This is a genomic window from Actinomycetes bacterium, from assembly GCA_036510875.1.
In the GTDB taxonomy this organism is placed as follows: Bacteria; Actinomycetota; Actinomycetes; order Prado026; family Prado026; genus DATCDE01.
Genome location: DATCDE010000139.1, coordinates 1 through 18,236, shown reverse-complemented (window position 1 = coordinate 18,236; position 18,236 = coordinate 1). Strand labels below are relative to the sequence as shown.

General features: G+C 73.1%; 20 protein-coding genes. 9 read left to right on the top strand and 11 right to left on the bottom strand.

Annotated elements, in window-relative coordinates; genetic code table 11:
* From VIM19_08340 to hrcA, 3 genes are all read right to left on the bottom strand, one after another.
* On the bottom strand, nucleotides 1-705 hold a 705-nt coding region (locus VIM19_08340; GenBank protein HEY5184893.1), incomplete at its 3' end, for a 16S rRNA (uracil(1498)-N(3))-methyltransferase.
* Nucleotides 702-1,829 (bottom strand): molecular chaperone DnaJ, encoded by a 1,128-nt coding sequence (gene dnaJ / locus VIM19_08335; GenBank protein ID HEY5184892.1) that lies wholly within the window; start codon nucleotides 1,827-1,829, stop codon nucleotides 702-704. The genes VIM19_08340 and dnaJ, both read right to left, overlap by 4 nt.
* Before the next feature lie 13 nt (nucleotides 1,830-1,842).
* Entirely contained in the window at nucleotides 1,843-2,862 is a 1,020-nt protein-coding gene (hrcA, locus tag VIM19_08330; protein ID HEY5184891.1) for a heat-inducible transcriptional repressor HrcA, read from the bottom strand.
* A 151-nt stretch (nucleotides 2,863-3,013) separates the two neighbouring features.
* Between hrcA and VIM19_08325 the strand changes: the two genes are divergently transcribed.
* From VIM19_08325 to VIM19_08315, 3 genes are read left to right on the top strand one after another with little or no spacing between them, the layout of a single operon-like run.
* The gene (locus VIM19_08325) at nucleotides 3,014-4,189 is read left to right on the top strand and encodes an AI-2E family transporter (protein HEY5184890.1); all 1,176 of its coding nucleotides are present in this window, start codon (nucleotides 3,014-3,016) and stop codon (nucleotides 4,187-4,189) included.
* Nucleotides 4,189-5,016 carry a DUF3097 domain-containing protein gene (locus VIM19_08320; GenBank protein ID HEY5184889.1) on the top strand — a complete coding sequence of 276 codons (828 nt, stop codon included), beginning with the start codon at nucleotides 4,189-4,191 and terminating at the stop codon, nucleotides 5,014-5,016. The genes VIM19_08325 and VIM19_08320 overlap by 1 nt, the downstream gene beginning before the upstream one ends.
* A complete protein-coding gene (locus VIM19_08315; GenBank protein ID HEY5184888.1) occupies nucleotides 5,013-5,423 on the top strand; it encodes a DUF4870 domain-containing protein in 411 nt (136 codons plus the stop codon). Before VIM19_08320 ends, VIM19_08315 begins: the two co-directional genes overlap by 4 nt.
* A gap of 20 nt (nucleotides 5,424-5,443) precedes the next feature.
* Here VIM19_08315 and hemW read toward each other — a convergent pair whose 3' ends face one another.
* From hemW to VIM19_08300, 3 genes are read right to left on the bottom strand one after another with little or no spacing between them, the layout of a single operon-like run.
* Nucleotides 5,444-6,664: a radical SAM family heme chaperone HemW gene (gene hemW / locus VIM19_08310; GenBank protein HEY5184887.1), complete on the bottom strand. Its 1,221-nt coding sequence runs from the start codon at nucleotides 6,662-6,664 to the stop codon at nucleotides 5,444-5,446.
* Entirely contained in the window at nucleotides 6,664-7,227 is a 564-nt protein-coding gene (locus VIM19_08305) for an MBL fold metallo-hydrolase (protein HEY5184886.1), read from the bottom strand. Before VIM19_08305 ends, hemW begins: the two co-directional genes overlap by 1 nt.
* 4 nt (nucleotides 7,228-7,231) lie before the next feature.
* On the bottom strand, nucleotides 7,232-9,079 hold the full coding sequence (locus VIM19_08300) for a long-chain fatty acid--CoA ligase (protein HEY5184885.1): 1,848 nt from the start codon (nucleotides 9,077-9,079) through the stop codon (nucleotides 7,232-7,234).
* Nucleotides 9,080-9,214: 135 nt separating this feature from the next.
* On the opposite strand from VIM19_08300, the gene VIM19_08295 reads away from it, so the two are divergent.
* Complete coding sequence (locus VIM19_08295; protein ID HEY5184884.1) at nucleotides 9,215-9,823, top strand: hypothetical protein; 609 nt, start codon at nucleotides 9,215-9,217, stop codon at nucleotides 9,821-9,823.
* Between the two features lie 2 nt (nucleotides 9,824-9,825).
* On the opposite strand, the gene VIM19_08290 is transcribed toward VIM19_08295, so the two are convergent.
* Together VIM19_08290 and lepA are read right to left on the bottom strand one after the other, a co-directional pair.
* Entirely contained in the window at nucleotides 9,826-10,476 is a 651-nt protein-coding gene (locus VIM19_08290; GenBank protein HEY5184883.1) for an MOSC domain-containing protein, read from the bottom strand.
* Nucleotides 10,473-12,323, bottom strand: coding sequence for a translation elongation factor 4 (gene lepA, locus VIM19_08285; protein HEY5184882.1), 1,851 nt, complete (start codon nucleotides 12,321-12,323; stop codon nucleotides 10,473-10,475). The genes VIM19_08290 and lepA overlap by 4 nt, the downstream gene beginning before the upstream one ends.
* 230 nt (nucleotides 12,324-12,553) lie before the next feature.
* Between lepA and VIM19_08280 the strand changes: the two genes are divergently transcribed.
* Nucleotides 12,554-13,126 (top strand): helix-turn-helix domain-containing protein, encoded by a 573-nt coding sequence (locus VIM19_08280; protein HEY5184881.1) that lies wholly within the window; start codon nucleotides 12,554-12,556, stop codon nucleotides 13,124-13,126.
* 83 nt (nucleotides 13,127-13,209) lie between these two features.
* Here the strand turns inward: VIM19_08280 and VIM19_08275 are convergent, their stop codons facing one another.
* Entirely contained in the window at nucleotides 13,210-13,479 is a 270-nt protein-coding gene (locus tag VIM19_08275; protein HEY5184880.1) for a hypothetical protein, read from the bottom strand.
* A 48-nt stretch (nucleotides 13,480-13,527) separates the two neighbouring features.
* Here VIM19_08275 and VIM19_08270 point away from each other — a divergent pair, with 48 nt between their 5' ends.
* The 3 genes from VIM19_08270 to rpsT all read left to right on the top strand — a co-directional run bounded on the left by VIM19_08270 (nucleotide 13,528) and on the right by rpsT (nucleotide 15,388).
* On the top strand, nucleotides 13,528-14,541 hold the full coding sequence (locus tag VIM19_08270) for an MFS transporter (protein HEY5184879.1): 1,014 nt from the start codon (nucleotides 13,528-13,530) through the stop codon (nucleotides 14,539-14,541).
* 10 nt (nucleotides 14,542-14,551) lie between these two features.
* Nucleotides 14,552-15,028, top strand: coding sequence for a type II toxin-antitoxin system PemK/MazF family toxin (locus VIM19_08265; GenBank protein HEY5184878.1), 477 nt, complete (start codon nucleotides 14,552-14,554; stop codon nucleotides 15,026-15,028).
* Between the two features lie 93 nt (nucleotides 15,029-15,121).
* The gene (gene rpsT, locus VIM19_08260) at nucleotides 15,122-15,388 is read left to right on the top strand and encodes a 30S ribosomal protein S20 (protein HEY5184877.1); all 267 of its coding nucleotides are present in this window, start codon (nucleotides 15,122-15,124) and stop codon (nucleotides 15,386-15,388) included.
* Nucleotides 15,389-15,476: 88 nt separating this feature from the next.
* On the opposite strand, the gene holA is transcribed toward rpsT, so the two are convergent.
* Both holA and VIM19_08250 read right to left on the bottom strand, forming a co-directional pair.
* Entirely contained in the window at nucleotides 15,477-16,445 is a 969-nt protein-coding gene (gene holA, locus VIM19_08255; protein HEY5184876.1) for a DNA polymerase III subunit delta, read from the bottom strand.
* Between the two features lie 314 nt (nucleotides 16,446-16,759).
* On the bottom strand, nucleotides 16,760-17,317 hold the full coding sequence (locus VIM19_08250; protein ID HEY5184875.1) for a ComEC/Rec2 family competence protein: 558 nt from the start codon (nucleotides 17,315-17,317) through the stop codon (nucleotides 16,760-16,762).
* Between the two features lie 704 nt (nucleotides 17,318-18,021).
* On the opposite strand from VIM19_08250, the gene VIM19_08245 reads away from it, so the two are divergent.
* On the top strand, nucleotides 18,022-18,236 hold a 215-nt coding region (locus VIM19_08245; protein HEY5184874.1), incomplete at its 3' end, for a recombinase family protein.

Below are 18,236 nucleotides of genomic sequence, written 5' to 3'. Positions count from 1 at the left end.
CACGGTGCCGGCCGTGGACGTGCGCAGCACGGTGGGACCGAGCCGGTAGGCGGTACCGCCCGCGGCGGCGAACCGCTCCAGCTCGGCCGGGCTCAGGCCGCCCTCCGGGCCGACGACGACCACGACGTCACCCGCGGCCGGAACGGTGGCTGCGGCCAGCGGCTGGACGGCCTCCTCGTGCAGCACGACGGCGAGACCGGCCGCGGCCAGCAGATCAGCCACGGTCTCGGTGCCCGCCAACGGGGCCACCGTCGGCCAGTGCGCCCGCCGGGACTGCTTGGCCGCCTCGCGGGCGGTGCTGCGCCAGTGCTCCAGCGCCTTGGCGCCGCGCTCGTCGCGCCACCGGGTGACGCATCGCTCGGCGGCCCACGGCACGAGCGTGTCGACCCCGACCTCGGTCATGGTCTCGACGGCCAGCTCGCCCCGGTCCCCCTTGGGCAGGGCCTGGACGACGGTCAACCGAGGCTGCGGCGCCGAGTGTTCGGTGACGGTGCCCACGTCCAGGGTGAGGCGGGTCCTGCTGGCGGTGGCCACCACCGCGTCCAGGGTCAACCCGGCGCCGTCGGTGACCACCACGCGCTCCCCGGCTCCGAGCCGGCGGACCAGGGCGGCGTGGCGTCCCTCGCCGCCGTCCAGCAACAGCTGACCAGACGTCGCCGCGGCCCGGATCGCCGCCGTTGCCGCGGCGAAGACCGGAGCGCTCACCGGCCGTTGAAGGCGTCGCGGATCCGGGAGAACAGCCCCTGGCCGCCCGGGGAGAACTGGCCGCCCGGCCGCTCCTCGCCGCGCAGCCGGGCCAGCTCGCGCAGCAGCTCCTCCTGCTTGTCGTCGAGCTTGGCCGGAGTCTCCACGGCCACGTGCACCAGCAGGTCGCCGCGGCCACCTCCGCGCAGGTGGGTCACGCCCAGGCCGCGCAGCGGGATCACCTGTCCGGACTGGCTGCCCGGGCGGATGTCGACCTGCTGCTCGCCGTCCAGGGTCTCCAGCGGGACTGCGGCCCCGAGCGCCGCGGCCGTCATCGGCAGGGTGAGCGTGCAGTGCAGGTCGTCGCCGCGCCGTTCGAAGACCGGGTGCGCGACCTCGAGGATCTCGACGTACAGGTCCCCGGGCGACCCACCGCCGGGGCCGGCCTCGCCCTGCCCGGTCAGCTGGATCCGGGTGCCGGTGTCCACGCCGGCCGGGATCTTGATCTGCAGGCTGCGCCGGGTGCGGACCCGGCCCTCGCCGGCGCACTCGCCGCACGGGTGCCGGATCACGGTGCCGAAGCCGCCGCACTGCGGGCACGGCCGCGACGTCATGACCTGGCCGAGGAACGAGCGCTGCACGTGCTGGATCTCGCCGCGGCCCTTGCACATCTCGCAGGTGGTCGGGGCGGTCCCGGGGGCCGCGCCGCCGCCGGCGCAGGTCGGGCAGGTGACGGCGGTGTCGACCTGCAGCTCACGGGTGGACCCGAAGACCGACTCGGCGAGCTCCACCTCGATCCGGATCAGCGCGTCCTGGCCCCGGCGCTGGCGCGGCCGGGGCCCGCGCGGCGCACCGCCGCCGAAGAAGGCGTCCATGATGTCGCCGAAACCGAAGCCGCCGGCCCCGCTGCCGAAGCCCCCGTTGCCGAACGGGTCGCCGCCGAGGTCGTACATCTCCCGCTTCTGCGGGTCGGAGAGCACGTCGTAGGCCGCGGTGACCTCCTTGAAGCGGTCCTGCGTCTCCGGATCCGGGTTGACGTCGGGGTGCAGCTCGCGGGCCAGCCGCCGGTAGGCCTTCTTGATCTCCTCGGGGCTGGCCTCACGGGGGACGCCGAGGACGGCGTAGTAGTCGGTGCTCGCGCTCATGGGGTCACCGAGCCTACGACTCGGCCAGGATCCGGCCGACGTACCGGGCCACCGCCCGGACGGCGCCCATGGTTCCGGGGTAGTCCATCCGGGTCGGCCCCAGGATGCCGAGCCGGGCGAAGGTCTCGTCCGCGGTGCCGTAGCCCACGGTGACGATGGACGTGCCGACGAGGCTTTCCATCGGGTTCTCGTGGCCGATCCGCACGGTCAGCGCGTCGGTCATGGTCGCCTCGCCGAGCAGCCGCATGAGCACGACCTGCTCCTCGAGCGCCTCGAGGACCGGCTGCACGGTGAGCGGGAAGTCCTGCCCGAACCGGGTGAGGTTCGCGGTGCCGCCGAGGACCACGCGCTCCTCGGCCTCCTCCACCAGCGACTCGACGAGGGTCGAGACGACGGCCAGCACGGCCGGGCGCTGCTCCAGCTCGAAGGTGTCCGGCAGCTCGACCACCGAGTCGGCCACCTCGGCGAGCTTCTGCCCCACGGCCGCGGTGTTGATCTTGGACCTGAGGTCGGCCAGCAGGTCCTCGTCGATCGGGACCGGGCACTCCACGATCCGCTGCTCCACCCGGCCGGTGTTGGTGATCACCACGAGCATGACCCGGTTCGGCGCGAGCAGCAGCAGCTCGACGTGCCGCACGGTGGAACGGGTGAGCGACGGGTACTGGACGACCGCGACCTGACGGGTCACCTGGGCCAGCAGCCGGACGGTTCGCCCGACGATGTCGTCGAGGTCGACCGCACCCTCGAGGAAGGTCGAGATGGCGCGCTTCTCGGCCGCGCTGAGCGGCCGCACGGCGGCCAGCCGGTCGACGAAGAGCCGGTAGCCCTGGTCGGTGGGGATCCGTCCCGCGCTCGTGTGCGGCTGGGCGATGAACCCCTCCTCTTCCAGCGCGGCCATGTCGTTGCGGATGGTCGCCGGGGACACCCCGAGATGGTGCCGCTCGGCGAGCGCCTTGGAGCCGACCGGCTCCTGGGTGGCGACGTAGTCCTCCACGATGGCGCGCAGCACTGCCAGCCGGCGTTCGTCACTCATGCGCACCTCCTCGCGGGACAGCCGGCCCGACCGTGATCTGGCACTCAACGGGGCCGAGTGCCAGTGTACGGCGCGTCCGCCGCCGCCGTCCCGTCAGCGCCTGGTCCGCGCCGATAGGGTGCCGCGAGGAGCAGCGGGAGGAGCAGCGTCGATGTCCCACCCCCAGCCAGGCCAGGGCAGTCCCTGGCTGCGGGAGCGCCCACCCCGCTGGCTGCCGCGCGCGGTGATGTGGGCCGTCCTGGTCACCTTCGCCCTGTACGCGGCGTGGTGGGCCGCGATCCGGCTGCACGACCTGCTGGTCATCCTGCTGTGCGCCCTGTTCGTCGGGTTCGCCATCGAGCCCGGCGTCAACTGGCTGGCCCGGCGCGGCTGGCATCGCGGCCTGGCCACGATGGCCATCTACCTGGGCCTGATCGTCGCTGTGGTCGTCCTGGTCGCGGCGATCGGCACCCTGGTCATCGACCAGGTGGTTGCGCTGGCCCGGTCGCTGCCCAGCGTCGTCACGTCGCTGGCCGACTTCCTCGACCAGCACTTCCACGTCGACCTGCAGGCCGAGATCAACAAGCTGGTGGGCAACCTGGGCTCGATGAGCACCACGATCGCCAGCAACGCGCTGAGCATCGGCGCGACGGTGGTCAGCTCGATCTTCAACCTGTTCACGGTGGCCCTGTTCGCCTTCTTCTTCGCCGCCGAGGGGCCGAAGTTCCGGCGGGCCGTGTGCTCGGTGCTGCCACCGGTCCGGCAGCACCTGGTGCTGGAGGTGTGGGAGACCGCGATCTCCAAGACCGCCGGCTACCTGTACTCGCGCACCCTGCTCGCGGCGGCGTCCGCGCTCGCGACCGGGGCGTTCCTGGCCCTCATCAAGATCCCCAACGCGCTCACGCTGGGCATCTTCGTGGGGATCATCTCCCAGTTCATCCCCACCATCGGCACCTACATCGCGGGCGCCCTGCCGGTGCTCGTGGCCCTGTCGATCAGCCCCGGCAAGGCGCTGGCCGTGCTCGCGTTCGTCATCGCCTACCAGCAGTTCGAGAACTACTTCCTCACCCCGCCGCTGTCCGCCCGGACCATGGAGCTGCACCCCGCGGTCGCCTTCGGGGCGGTGATCGCCGGAGCGGCCCTGCTGGGGGCGCCGGGAGCGTTGCTCGCGCTGCCGGCCGTGGCCACGATCCAGGCGACCGTCAGCAGCTACGTGCAGCGGCACGAGCTGGTCGAGTCCGAGATGCTGGTCACCCCCGTGTCCGCCCGACGAGCCGCCCGCCAGGCCGCCGACACCGGGGCAGCCCGACCGCCCGCCCCCGACCTCATGGGCGGGCCCGAGACGTGATCGACCGCTACGGCCAGGACGTGCTGGCCGACTTCAGGGCCCGCCGCCGGCCCGAGGTCCCCACGATCGGCGCCGAGCTCGGCCTGGTGCTCGAGTGCCCCTCGAGCGGCTTCTGCGGGGCGGTCGTCGAGATCGCCAAGGACGCGGTGCTGCTCGAGGACCGGCACGGCCGCCGTCGCGCGTTCCCGTGCCCCGGCAGCTTCCTGGTGGACGGCCGGACCACCACGCTGACCCGCCCGGCACCCAGTGCCCCGGCCCGGCCGGGCCGCAGCGCCTCCGGCTCGACCGTGGTCACCGGGCTGCGGGCCCGGGTGGCGCGCGCCGGCCGCATCTATGTCGAGGGCCGCCACGACGCCGAGCTGGTCGAGCGGGTGTGGGGCCACGACCTGCGGGTCGAGGGCGTGGTCGTCGAGCCGCTGGACGGCGTCGACGACCTGCCGGCCGCCGTCCGGGACTTCCGACCCGGCCCGGACCGACGCCTCGGAGTGCTCGTCGACCACCTGGTACCGGGCAGCAAGGAGGCTCGGATCGCGGCCGAGGTCACCTCGCCGCACGTGCTGGTGGTCGGCCACCCCTACGTGGACGTCTGGCAGGCGGTCCGGCCGGCCGCGCTGGGCATCGAGCAGTGGCCGCAGGTGCCCAAGGACGAGTCCTGGAAGCACGGCGTGTGCGCCCGGCTGGGCTGGCCGGCGCAGACGCCGGAGGACCTCGGCCTGGCCTGGCGACGCATCCTGGACTCCGTGCACAGCTACGCGGACCTCGAGCCCCGGCTGCTCGGCCGGGTCGAGGAGCTCATCGACTTCGTGACCGCAGGAGGTCAGCCGTGACCGAGCAACCGTCGGAGCAACCGTCCGAGCCACCGAGCTACCCGCCGCCTCCCCCGCCCGGCACGGGCGCCGGCGCCGCCGGCCCGCCGCCCGGGGACGACGTGCTGTGGGCGGTGCTCGCCCACCTGAGCTACTTCGTCATCTCGCTGATCGGGCCGCTGCTGATCTACCTGCTGGTCGGGGACCAGCGGCCGTTCGCCAAGCGGCAGGCGGCCGAGGCGCTGAACTTCCACATCACCGTGCTGATCGCCAGCGTGGTCTCCGGGCTGCTGATCCTCGTCCTGGTCGGCATCGTGCTGCTGCCCTTGGTGCTGATCGCCGGGGCGGTGCTCTCGATCATCGCGGCGGTCAAGGCGGGCAACCACGAGGACTACCGCTACCCGCTGACCTGGCGTCCGATCCACTGAGCCGAGCCGTCGCGGCGGGGTCAGTTGACGAGCATCCGGACGACGGCGTCGGCCAGCAGCCGCCCTCGCGGCGTGAGCACCGCGTGCCCCGCGGCGAAGGCCGCCGGGGCGAGCAGACCGGAGCCGACCGCCTCGGCGGCCGCCCGCCGGCCGCGTGGGGTGAGCACCGAAAGGTCGAGCCCGTCGGCCAGCCGAACCTCGAGCAGGATCCGCTCGTCGCGGCGCTGCTCGTCGGTGAGGAGCTCCCGCGCCTGAGCCGGCGAACGGCCGGCCGCGACCCGGGCCGCGTAGGCCGCCGGGTGCTTCACGTTCCACCAGCGCACGCCACCGACATGGCTGTGCGCGCCCGGACCGGCCCCCCACCAGTCGTCGCCACGCCAGTACCCCAGGTTGTGCCGGCACCGGGCCGCGTCGTCGCAGGCCCAGTTGCTCACCTCGTACCAGTGCAGCCCCGCGGCGCCGAGCCGCTCGTCGGCCAGCTGGTACTTGTCGGCCAGGTCGTCGTCGTCCGGCATCGGCAACTCGCCGCGCTTCACCCGGGCGGCCAGCCGGGTGCCCGGCTCCACGATGAGCGCGTAGGCGGATACGTGGTCCGGCTCGAGGACCAGCGCGGCGTCCACCGAGGTGCGCCAGTCGGCCGTCGACTCCCCCGGCGTCCCGTAGATCAGGTCCAGGCTCACCTGCTCGAACCCGGCGGCGCGCGCGCCCGCCACGGCGCGGGCCACCCCGGCCGGGTCGTGGGTGCGGTCGAGGGTGTCCAGCACGTGCGGCACGGCCGACTGCATGCCGAACGAGATGCGGGTGAAGCCGGCGGCGCGCAGCGCGGCGAGCGACTCGGCGGTGACCGAGTCCGGGTTCGCCTCGGTGGTCACCTCGGCGTCCGCTGCCAGCCCGAACAGCTCGTCGATCCCGGCGAGCACCGCCCCGAGCTGGTCCGGCGGCAGCAGCGTGGGCGTGCCGCCGCCGACGTACACGCTGGCCACCGGGACGTCGGCGGCGCCGAGCGCCCGCCGGGCCAGCCGCAGCTCGTCGAGCACGCTTGCGGCGTAGGTCGCGCGCGACGCCCCGGGGCCCAGCTCGTCGGCCGTGTAGGTGTTGAAGTCGCAGTAGCCGCACCGCACCGTGCAGAACGGCACGTGCACGTAGACGCCGAACGGACGCCGGCCCAGCGCGGTGAGCGCGTCCGCGGGCAGCGCGCCGTCCTCCGGAGCGGCCTGGCCGCCCGGGAGGGTCGAGGGCATCAGACCGGCGTGCCCGGGCCGGGGACGAAGGGTGCGCCGTGACCGGGCACGACCAGCGCCGGCCCCAGCGCGAGCACCCGTTGCCGGGCCGCGGCCAGCTGGTCGCGGTCCGGGGCGAACGGGTCGTCGGCCGGGCCGTCCGCCGTCCACCACAGGTGGGTGCACACGACCAGTCCGTCCGCGGTACGGGCCACCGTGCTCACGTCCTGCGGGCTGTGCCCCGGGGTCTCCAGCAACCACACCGACTCGGTCAGGTGCGTCCCCTCGGCCGGGCGATCGTCCCAGACATCGTCCTGGTAGACGGCCCAGTGGTCGTGGAAGCGGGCCCGCGGGAACAGCGCCGCGTTGAGCGTGTGGTCCGGGTGGTGGTGGCTGAACACCACGTCGGTGACGTCGGACGGCGCCACTCCCAGCGCCGCGAGCGGGTCCAGGATACGGGACCGGTCCGCGACCATGCCCGGGTCGACGACGGCGACCAGGTCGCCCTCGCGGAGCAGCACGACCGTGCTGGCGACCCGGTCCCCCACGTACCCGGCGGTGAGGACGTCGAACGACGCGGTCAACCCGTCAGCCCCTCGACTGCCCGCCGTACATCGAGTCGAACAGCGACTCGTACTTGGTCTCCACAACCTTGCGCTTGACCTTCAGGCTGGGAGTCAGCTCGCCGCCCTCCACCGTGAGGTCGTGGTCGAGGATCCGGAAGTCCTTGATGGTCTCCCAGCGGTTGAGCCGGCCGTTGAGCTCCTCGACGCAGGACTGCACGTAGGCGTGGACGGCCGGGTTCCCGGACAGCGACGGGTAGTCGGTGGCCGTGAGGCCCTGCGCCTTGCCCCACTGGGCCAGCGCGTCCGGGTCGAGGGTGACCAGGGCGGTCGCGAAGTTGCGCCGGTCGGCGTGCACGATCATCTGGCTGGCCAGCGGGCAGACCGCCTTGAACATAACCTCGATCGCCTGCGGGGCGATGTACTTCCCGCCGGACGTCTTGACCAGGTCCTTCTTGCGGTCGGTGATCCGCACCCGGCCCGCCTCGTCGATCTCGCCGACGTCCCCGGTGGCGAACCAGCCCTCGGCCGTCAGCACCTCGGCGGTGGACTCCGGCAGGTTGTGGTACCCGCGCATCACCCCGGGGCCGCGGACCAGGATCTCGCCGTCCTCGGCGAGCTTGATCTCGGTGCCGGCGAACGGCGGGCCGACCACCCCGAACGCGGGGTCGTCGGGCCGGACCATGCAGGTCGCCGCGCTGGTCTCGGTCAGCCCGTACCCCTCTAGGACCAGCAGCCCGGCGGCGTGGAACCAGGTGGCGACGTCCTTCGACAGCGCCGCGCTGCCGGAGACCAGGTACCGGATCCGCCCGCCGAGCCGCTCGCGGATCTTGGACAGCACGAGCCGGTCGGCCAGGGCGAACTGGGCCTGGACGGCGAGGCTCGACGACCGGCCCTCGAGCTTGGCCCTGGACACCTGGTTGCCCACCCCGAAGGCCCAGGTGAACAGCCGGAACTTGACCCCGCCCTCCTCCTGGACGGTCTGCACGACCTTGGCGTAGACCTTCTCGTAGATCCGCGGGGCGCCGGCCATGAACGTGGGCCGCACGACCGCGAGGTTCTCCACGATCTTGTCGATCCGGCCGTCGACCGCGGTGGGGAAGCCGATCTGCAGCTGGACCGCCTCGAGCACCTTGCCGAAGGAGTGCGACAGCGGCAGCCACAGGTACTGCAGGTCGTCGACGGACAGGATGCCGGTCGCCTCGACCGTGGCCCCCTCGTACGTCCAGCAGCGGTGGGTCAGCTCGACGCCCTTGGGCCGACCGGTGGTCCCCGAGGTGTAGATGAGGGTCGCGAGATGCTCGGGCCGGACCGCTGCCACCGCCTCGTCGACGGCGGACGGATGGTCGGCCAGGTGCTTGGCGCCCAGCGCCTGCAGGTCGGCCAGGCTGAGCACCCACTCGCCGTCCGCCTGGCCGTCGAAGGTGATCACCCTGATCAGGTCCGGCAGATGGTCCCGCTGGGCCCGCAGCTTGGCGATCTGCACGTCATCCTCGGCGAAGATGATGCGGGTGTCGCTGTCGGCGAGGATGTAGGCGACGTCCTCGCCGCCGGTGGAGGGGTAGACCGTGGTCGCGGCCGCGCCGGCGCACATGATCGCCAGGTCGGCGTACAGCCACTCGACCCGCGTGGCGCAGGCGATACCGACCCGCTGCTCCGGTTGGATGCCCAGCGCCAGCAGACCGGCGGCCATGGTCTTGACTATGTCCCCGGTCTGCGCCCAGGTGACCGACGCCCAGCCGGTCTCGGTCGGAAAGCGGAACGCCTCGGCCCGCGGAGTGGCAGCCACCCGGTCGTGGAACAACCGGGCCACCGACACCGATGGGGTCGGGTATCCGCTCGAATCCAGACTGCCCGTGGTCGTCATGGTCATGCTGCCTCCACCTGTAGGTGCGACGCGTTGCCCGCATCAATCGCTCGGACCCACCAAGCAGCCTAGGACTGTTCGCCCGCCGGCCGCGTCCAAACCCGCTTCCCGATCGGATTCGGCTGGTGCCATAGTCGGCGGATGCGCACCGTAGAGGCGAGCCCCGGAGCCCGGGTTTCGGCGCTGGCGGTGGACACGCTGCTGCTGGGCGTGATCGGTCTCGGGGTGCTCCTGCTGTCGTTGGTCGCGTCCACCCCGTGGTGGAACAACAACGGGCAGCAGGGCGAGGGCGCCGGCGCCGCGCTGTACTCGCTGAACAAGGCAGTGCCCACCTGGTTCGGCTGGGCGACACTCGTGGCTATCGCGCTGCTCGCGGTGGCCCTGTCCGGAGCGCTGAGCCGGTCCGGTCCGCGGGCCAGCACCGGGCTGAAGTACGCCGAGCTGCGGCTGGTCCGGGCCGGGGTGGCCAAGGACGCGGACCCTGACCTGCCGCCACGCGTCGAGGAGGACGCGGCGCAACCGGCGCGCTGGCAGGTGGCCGTGCGCTGGCTGGCCCCGCTCGTGGTGTTCGCGCTGGTCTCGGCGCTGACCGACGGGCTGGTCGGATTGGTGGTCGCGCTGGCCGGCTGGGCTTTCGCCGTGGTCCCGGGCCGGCGCTCGCTGTACGACCGGCTGGCCGGGGTCACCGTGGTGAGCGCCGGCTGGGCGGAGTGGCGGCGCCCCCGCAGCCGGGTCGGCAGCGAGGCCTGAGGTCAGCTGCTGGGCGGCAGGGCCTTGCTGACCGCCGTCCGCAGCTTGGGGTCCAGGTCGTCGTGGGCCAGCAGCCGCCGGAGCACCTCGGGGTCGGTGCGCCGACCGGCGAACGCCTGCCCGATGGTGACCCCGTGGGCGGGGCGCTCGACCACCTCGACGGGGTCGCCGGCCCGCACCCGGCCGGGACGCACCACGGCGAGGTAGGCGCCGGTGGCCCCGTGCTCGGTGAACCGCTTGACCCAGTGCGGCTCGTCCAGCCAGGCCTGGAAGGTTCTGCACGGCGTGCGCGGGGAGCGGACCGTGAGCAGCGGCCCGGTCCCCGGCTCGCCGACCTGCCAGCGCTCGCCGATGACCGCGCCGGTGACGTCGACGCCCTCGGTGGCCAGGTTCTCGCCGAACAGTCCCGGCGGCACCTCCCGGGACAGCTCGGCCGCCCACCAGGCGGCGTCCTCGCGGGCGTAGGCGTAGACCGCCTGGTCGAGCCCGCCGTGGTGACGGGTGTCGATCTGCCGGTCGCCGGCCACTCCGAGCGGGCCGATCTCGACGTCGCCGTCCAGGGGCCGCTTGTCGATGGCGGTCGTGGCCAGGTCACCGCCGCGGTCCGGGACGAGGGCGTGGACAGCGCAGACCGCCGCGAGCCGGCCGGTCACTTCTTGGTCCCGGCGTCCTCGGTGGACAGCGCGGCGATGAAGGCCTCCTGCGGGACCTCGACCCGGCCGACCATCTTCATCCGCTTCTTGCCCTCCTTCTGCTTCTCCAGCAGCTTGCGCTTGCGGGTGATGTCACCGCCGTAGCACTTGGCCAGGACGTCCTTGCGCAGCGCGCGGACGTTCTCGCGGGCGATCACCCGGGCGCCGACCGCGGCCTGGATCGGCACCTCGAACTGCTGCCGCGGGATGAGCTCCTTGAGCTTGGCGGCCATCGCGGTGCCGTAGGTGTAGGCCTTGTCCTTGTGCACGACGGCGCTGAAGGCGTCCACGGTCTCGCCCTGCAACAGGATGTCCACCTTGACCAGCTGGGCGGCCTCCTCGCCGGTGGCCTCGTAGTCCAGCGAGGCGTACCCGCGGGTGCGCGACTTCAGCTGGTCGAAGAAGTCGAAGACGATCTCGGCGAGCGGCAGGCTGTAGCGCAGCTCGACCCGGTCCTCGGACAGGTAGTCCATCCCCAGCAGGGTGCCGCGCCGGGTCTGGCACAGCTCCATGATCGCCCCGATGTACTCGCTGGGCGACAGGACGGTGGCCCGAACCACCGGCTCGTAGACCTCGGCCACCTTGCCGCCGGGGAACTCGCTCGGGTTGGTCACGATGTGCTCGGCGCCGTCCTCCAGGACCACCCGGTAGACGACGTTGGGCGCCGTGGAGATCAGGTCGAGGTTGAACTCCCGCTCCAGCCGCTCCCGCACGATCTCCAGGTGCAGCAGGCCGAGGAACCCGCAGCGGAACCCGAAGCCCAGGGCCGCCGAGGTCTCCGGCTCCCAGACCAGCGCGGCGTCGTTCAGCTGCAGCCGTTCGAGGGCGTCGCGCAGGTCGGGGTAGTCGTCGCCGTCGATCGGGTAGAGGCCGGAGAACACCATGGGCTTGGGGTCCCGGTACCCGGCCAGCGCGATGGTCGCCGGCTGATGGAAGTCGGTGACCGTGTCGCCGACCCGGGACTGGCGGACGTCCTTCACCCCGGTGATGAGGTAGCCAACCTCGCCGACACCGAGCGCCTTCGAGGACACCGGCTCCGGGGAAATCACCCCGATGTCGAGCAGCTCGTGGGTGGCTCCGGTGGACATCATCCGGATCCGCTCGCGGGCGGTGAGCCGGCCGTCGATGACCCGGACGTAGGTGACCACGCCGCGGTAGGTGTCGTAGACCGAGTCGAAGATGACCGCGCGGGACGGCGCGTCGGCGTCGCCGACGGGCGGCGGCACCAGCGAGACGACGACGTTGAGCAGGTCGTTGACACCCTCGCCGGTCTTGGCCGAGACGCGCAGCACGTCGCCGGGGTCGCAGCCGATGATGTGCGCGAGCTCGGCGGCGTACTTGTCCGGCTGGGCGGCCGGCAGGTCGATCTTGTTCAACACCGGGATGATCTGCAGGTCGTTCTCAAGGGCCAGGTAGAGGTTGGCGAGGGTCTGCGCCTCGATCCCCTGAGCGGCGTCCACGAGCAGCACGGCACCCTCACAGGCCGCCAGGCTGCGGGAGACCTCGTAGGTGAAGTCCACGTGTCCCGGCGTGTCGATCAGGTTGAGCACGTAGGTGACGCCGTCCGCCGCGGTGTACGGCAGCCGGACCGCCTGGCTCTTGATCGTAATGCCGCGCTCGCGCTCGATATCCATGCGGTCGAGGTACTGCGCCCGCATGGAGCGCGCGTCGACGACGCCGGTGATCTGCAGCATCCGGTCGGCCAGGGTCGACTTCCCGTGGTCGATGTGGGCGATGATGCTGAAGTTGCGGATCAGCGCGGGGTCGGTGCTGCCCGGGGCGGGAGCGGCTGACAGGTTCGGGGGCACTGGCTTCCTCGAGCGGGCGGACAGGAACGGCTTCGGCGGTGTCGGCAGTGTCGGCAGTGTCGACACCGGAGTCCATGGTCCCACGTCCCCACCCCCCACGTTTCTGCATGAAGGTGCCCTGACTGTGCGCAAGGCCGAAGAAACCCCGCCTTTCATGGGCTTGCGGTCCCGCCCGGACGCCGATGATGAAGGGCGCATTGCTTCGACGACACGCACAGAAGGGCACCTTCATGCAGAAGTCGGGGTCGCCGCGGGGCGAGGTGGTTCTGCGCGACCCGAAGGCGATCCGGGCGCTGGCCCACCCGGCCCGGCTGCTCGTGATCCAGCGGCTGTTCTCCGGAGAGCCGGCCACGGCGACGTCGCTGGCCGAGGTCGCCGGACTGTCCGCCAGCGCGATGAGCTACCACCTGCGGGCCCTGGAGCGGTTCGGCATCGTCGAGCCGGCCGAACCGACCGGCGACGGCCGGGAGCACCCCTGGCGGGCCACCGGCCGCACCATCCGGGTGGACTCCGCGGCGCCGAGCGCCACCATGGCCGTCGAGGGAGCCGTGATCGGCGCGGTGCTCGACAGCACCCGCCAGGAGATCCACCGGTTCCTCGCCGGGCAGGCGGACGAGCCGCAGGAGTGGCGGGACGCGGTCGGGCTGGAGTCCGGAGCGGTGACGGTGACTCCGCAGGAGCTGGAGCAGCTGCGCGACGACCTGGCCGCCCTCCTCTCGCCCTATCGGACCGACCGGCGCAAGCGGCCGCCCCAGGGCGCCCGCCGGGTGCGCTTCACCACGATCGTCGTCCCGCAGGACTGACGACTTCCGACGTCGGCCCGCTCCCCGGAACACCTGAGCTGTTGTACTGGCATATGCGGAGCATTACCTTCGCAGTATGTCTTTCACATCTGCCGGGACTTCCTGGCGGACCCGTGAGTGCTGGTCAGCGCCTCGGCCCGCGCGGTGTCCGAGCTGGGCAACGCGCTGGCCGTGGTCGCCCTGGTCCTGCGTATGCACGACTCAGGGGGCGGGGCCGGCTGGGTCGCCGCCGTCTTGCTGGCCGACGCGGTGCCGATCGCGCTGCTGTCCCCCGCGGCCGGGGTGCTCGTCGACCGGTTCGACACCCGTCGGCTGATCGTGGTCGCGAGCCTGGCCCAGGTCGGACTGTGCACGGCACTCGCCTTCACCAGCAGCACGGCCGCGGGCTTGCGCGGGTGGCCATGCTCGGAGCGTGCACCGCGCTCACCGGGCCGGCATGGGGGGCCCTGGTCCGCCGGATGGTGGTGCCGGCGGCAATGGCCGAGGTGTTCGGGCTGCAGCAGACGCTCTCCGCACTGGCGCTGGTCGCCGGACCCACGCTCGGCGGGCCCCTCATGGGGGCTTACGGGCCCCGGGTACCGCTGCTGGTGGACGCAGCGACGTTCCTCGCCGTGACCGGGGCGGCCGTGGCGATCCGGGTCCGGCGCCGCCCGGACGCCGAGCGGCCCGCGCGCGGCGCCGACGCCACCAGCCCCCGGATGCGCGACGGCTTCGTGCTGATCTGGCGGGACCGTCCGCTCGCCGCGGTGCTCGCCATGCTGTGCGCGTTCATCCTGGTCGGTGAGGTGGTCAACGTGGCCAAGTTGTTCCTCGTCCGCGACGCGCTCGGGGCTTCGGCGACCGCGTTCGGGATGGTCTCGGCGGCCTGGGCCGTTGGGCTGCTGATCGGCGGGGTGCTCGGCGGGACCCGCTTCAGCGCCGTCCAGCAGCTGCGCGCGCTGCTCGGCAGCTCGCTGGTCCTCGCGGTGGCCAGCGGGCTGGCCGGGACCGTGCCCTCCGTCGGCGCGCTGGTCGTCCTGTTCCTCGTGGGCGGGGTGGCCAACGGGGTGCTCGGCGTGTACGTGACGGCCTGGACGATGCTGCGGGTGGACGACGCCGTGATCGGGCGGGTGGGCGCGGCCCTCAACGGGGTCACCCGGATGTCGGGGATCCTGGCCCTCGCGATCGGCGGGCTCGCTGTAGGGCTGCTGGCGCCTCGGCTGGTGTTCGGGCTGTCCGGTGCCGCCGGGGTGGCCGTCGTCCTGGCGTTCCTGCCGCTGCTCGCCCGCGCCGCCTCCATCTGCCCGCTGCCCCGCAGGAAGGTGCCCTTCTGTGCGCAAGGCCGCGCAAACCGCACCTTCATTGATGGCGATGAAGGGTGCCTCACTGCGACAGCACGCACAGAGGGGCACCTTCATGCGGGACGGGGGCTCTAGCCTGGGTCGGATGTGGCGCCGTCTCGTGGACCTGCTGGCCCCTCGCCGTCCGCCGCGTCAGCCCCGTCCGACGCGGCCCGCGCAGACGACGGTGGCGTACGACTACGACGGACCGGTCCGCCTCCTCTACGCCCCCGAGCGGAACGGCGACCCGGACCCCGGCGAGGTGGTGTGGACCTGGGTGCCCTACGAGGAGGACCCGTCGCAGGGCAAGGACCGCCCGGTCGTCGTCGTGGGCCGGGTGCTCGCCGGGCGGCTGGGCGACCTGGCCGTCGTCATGCTGTCCAGCCGGGGCCACTCCGACGACCCCGACTGGCTGGTGCTCGGCCGCGGCGGCTGGGACCGGGAGGGTCGGGTGAGCAGCGTCCGTCTCGACCGGGTGTTCGGCGTGCCGGCGGACGCCGTCCGGCGTGAGGGCGCCACCTTGGACCGGCCACGCTTCGACAAGGTGGCACAGGAGCTGCGCGGGCGGCACGGCTGGGTTTGAGGCCGGGCCTGGCTCGCTGATACCCTCAGACCTCGCGCCTGCGCGCCGTCCTGGCGTGCTCGCAACTCCTGACGAATCGACTGAGGCTGGCACGTGGCGAACATCAAGTCCCAGATCAAGCGCATCCGCACCAACGAGAAGGCGCGGCTGAGCAACAAGGCGACTCGCTCGGCGCTGAAGACCGCGGTGAAGCGGTTCCACGTCGCGGCCGAGTCCAGCGACGTCGACGCGGCCCGCGAGGCGATGACCTCCGCCAGCCGCAAGCTCGACAAGGCGGCCAGCAAGGGCGTCATCCACAAGAACCAGGCGGCCAACCGGAAGTCCTCGATGGCCAAGCAGTTCAGCACCCTCGCCAGCTGAGTCGACTCAGCCGCTGCGACCTCGACGGCGCCGCTCCCCCATCAGGGACGGCGCCGTCAGCCTGCTCCGGTGGTCCCGCAACCGGGACTCAGGCCGAGCGCGCCGCCGTGACCGCCAGCACCGCCCTCTCCAGTGCGTAGCCGGGGTCGGCCGCGCCCCCCATGCCCTTGACGCTGGCATCCGCCTCCGCGACCGCGGCGATGGCTCGGGCCAGGCCGTCCGGCGCCCAGCCGCGGGCCTGGCGGCGCACGATGTCGACCTTCCACGGCGGCAGCCCCAGGTCGCGGGCCAGATCGCCCGCCCGGGCGCCCTGCGGCGCTGACGCGAGCCGCCCCACCTGGCGCAGACCCTGCGCGAGCGCGCTCGTAAGCAGCACCGGCGCCACCCCGCAGCCCAGCGCGAACCGCAGCTGCTCGAGCGCGTCCGAGGTCCGGCCGTCGATGGTCAGGTCGGCCACCTGGAAGCTGGACACCTCAGCCCGGCCGGCGTAGTAGCGCTGCACCACGGACGCCGTGATCGGTCCCTCGGTGTCGGACACCAGCTGGGCGCAGGCGTTGGCCAGCTCGCGCAGGTCGCTGCCGACCGCCTCGAGAAGCACCTGGGAGGCGTCCTCGGCGATGGACCGGCCGGCCCCGGCGATCTCGCCGCGCACGAACCGCAGCCGCTCGGACGGCTTGGGCGTCGGGCACTCGACCTCGGTGGCCCGCACCGCCCGGCAGGCCTCCAGCACGGCCTTGGCCCGGTTCGCGGCGCCCCCGTGGACGACGACGAGGACGACGTGCTCGGCCGGGTCGCACAGCACCGCCGCCACCTCGGCGGCCAAGTCTCCGGACAGCTCGTGCGCCCGGTCGAGGACCAGCACCGTGGTCTCCCCGAACAGCGAGGGACTGGTCAGCTCGACCAGCTGGCCGGGCTCGAGGGTGCCCGGCTCGAGCCGTCGGACGTCGGCCTCCGGGTCGGCCGCCCGCACAGCGGCCACGACGCGCCCGACCGCGCGCTCGGCGAGGAAGGTCTCGGGGCCGAGCACGAGCGTGACCTGGGGCGGCTGCGCGGACATCGCGGCCAGCATGCCATGGCGGTCCGACGACGAGGAAAGCCGCGGTCAGCACCGAGGTCAGCGCCGGGGCAACCACCCGCGGTGACCCGCCGACCACCGCGAGGGCGCCGTTGGCCCCGGCCAGGTTCAGCGTGCTGCGGGCCGGGTGCCCGTAGCTGTTGTCCGCGCCCACCGACAGCAGCGCCGCGCGCGCCCCCACCGCCTCGATGAACGCGGCCAGCTGCACCCGCGACCCGTGGTGGGCGACCTTGAGGACGTCGGCCCGCAGCAGCTCGGGCCGGGCCAGCAGGGCCTGCTGCGCGGCCAGCTCGACGTCACCGCCGAGTAGCAGCACGGCGCCGACGGTCTCGACGCGCAGCACGACGCTGGCGTTGTTCGGCGCCGACCCCTCCCCGTGGATGAGCCGAGGGGACCCCGGTCAGCCGGCCGGCGACCTCCGCCAGCCACGGCGCCACCGGTCCGGTCACGGCAGCGAGGACGCCGAGCCCGGTCGCCGGAGGCACCGCCGGCGCGGCCAGCAGGTTGGCTGGGATGGAGACCAGGCTGACGCTCGGGTTCAGCAGCACCAGCACCGGGGCGACCGCCACCTGCGCCGCGGCCGGGACGGCGAGGGCGTCGGCCAGCCGGCCGGGCAGCACCTGGGCGAACGCCGTCCGCCAGCCGGGGGCCAGCACCAGCAGCCCGGCCGTGGCCAGCACCGACAGGGCGACGCTGGCCGACCGGGCGAGGAACGGGTTCACGACGACGAGCAGCAGCACGGCCGAGGACAGCGCCGGCAGCCCGCGCCGCGGTCCGCCCCTGGTCAGGGCCACCACGGCGACCAGCCCCATGACGGTAGCCCGCAGCACGCTCGGCTCCGGCCGGGCGAGCACCCACGAACCCGGCCAGCCCGAGGACGCCGCCCAGCGGCACGGCCCGGGCACGCAGCCCCACCCAGCGCGCCGTGAGCAGCACGGCTGCCAGCACGACGGCGACGTTTGCCCCGCTCACGGCCACGAGGTGGGTCAGCCCGGAGCGCCGGAAGTCCTCCTCGAGCTCCGCCGGGAGGTTCGTGGTGTCACCGACCACGAGGCCAGGCACCAGCCCGCGCGAGTCGGGGGGCAGCGCGGCGGCGGAGTCCCGCAGTCCGGCCCGTAACCGGGCCGCCGCCTGCTGCAACAGCGAGGGCGGCCCGACCTTGGTCGGCGGGCCGCGGGCGTCGAGCAGCGCCATGACGTCGGCGTCCGGCTCGGGGGGGCCAGCCGGACCGTGGCCCGCGCGCGCTGGCTCGGCAGCAGCCCGGCCCAGCCGTCGTCCGCCGCGAGCACCACCACGGGCAGCCTGGTGCCGAAGGCCGCACCCCTCGCCTGCACCCGCTCGACCCGCGCCCGCAGGACCAGTCCCTCCACCCCGGGGACGCCGGCCGCCGGACGACGGGACCAGCCGCAGGTCTGGGCGGTCCACCTTGCGGAGCTCCGCGGACGCCGGCGCACTCACACCCGCACCCGGTCCCTCAGATCGGCGAACTTCTTCGCGCCGATGCCACTGACCTCGCGCAGCTCGTCCACCGTGGAGATTCATCGGTTAGTGTGGACCTATGGGCGTCACCCGCACGGCCGCTATCTACGCTCGGAGCTCCGTCGAGAATGCGGACTCCATCGCCTCGCAAATCCTGGCCTGCAAGCAGGAGGCCACGGGGCGTGGCTGGTCGGTTAGACCCGAGAACATCTATGAGGACGACGACGTCAGTGCATCCACAAGCCGTCGTCGACCTCAATACGAATCAATGCTCGGAGCGATCCGCAGGGGCGA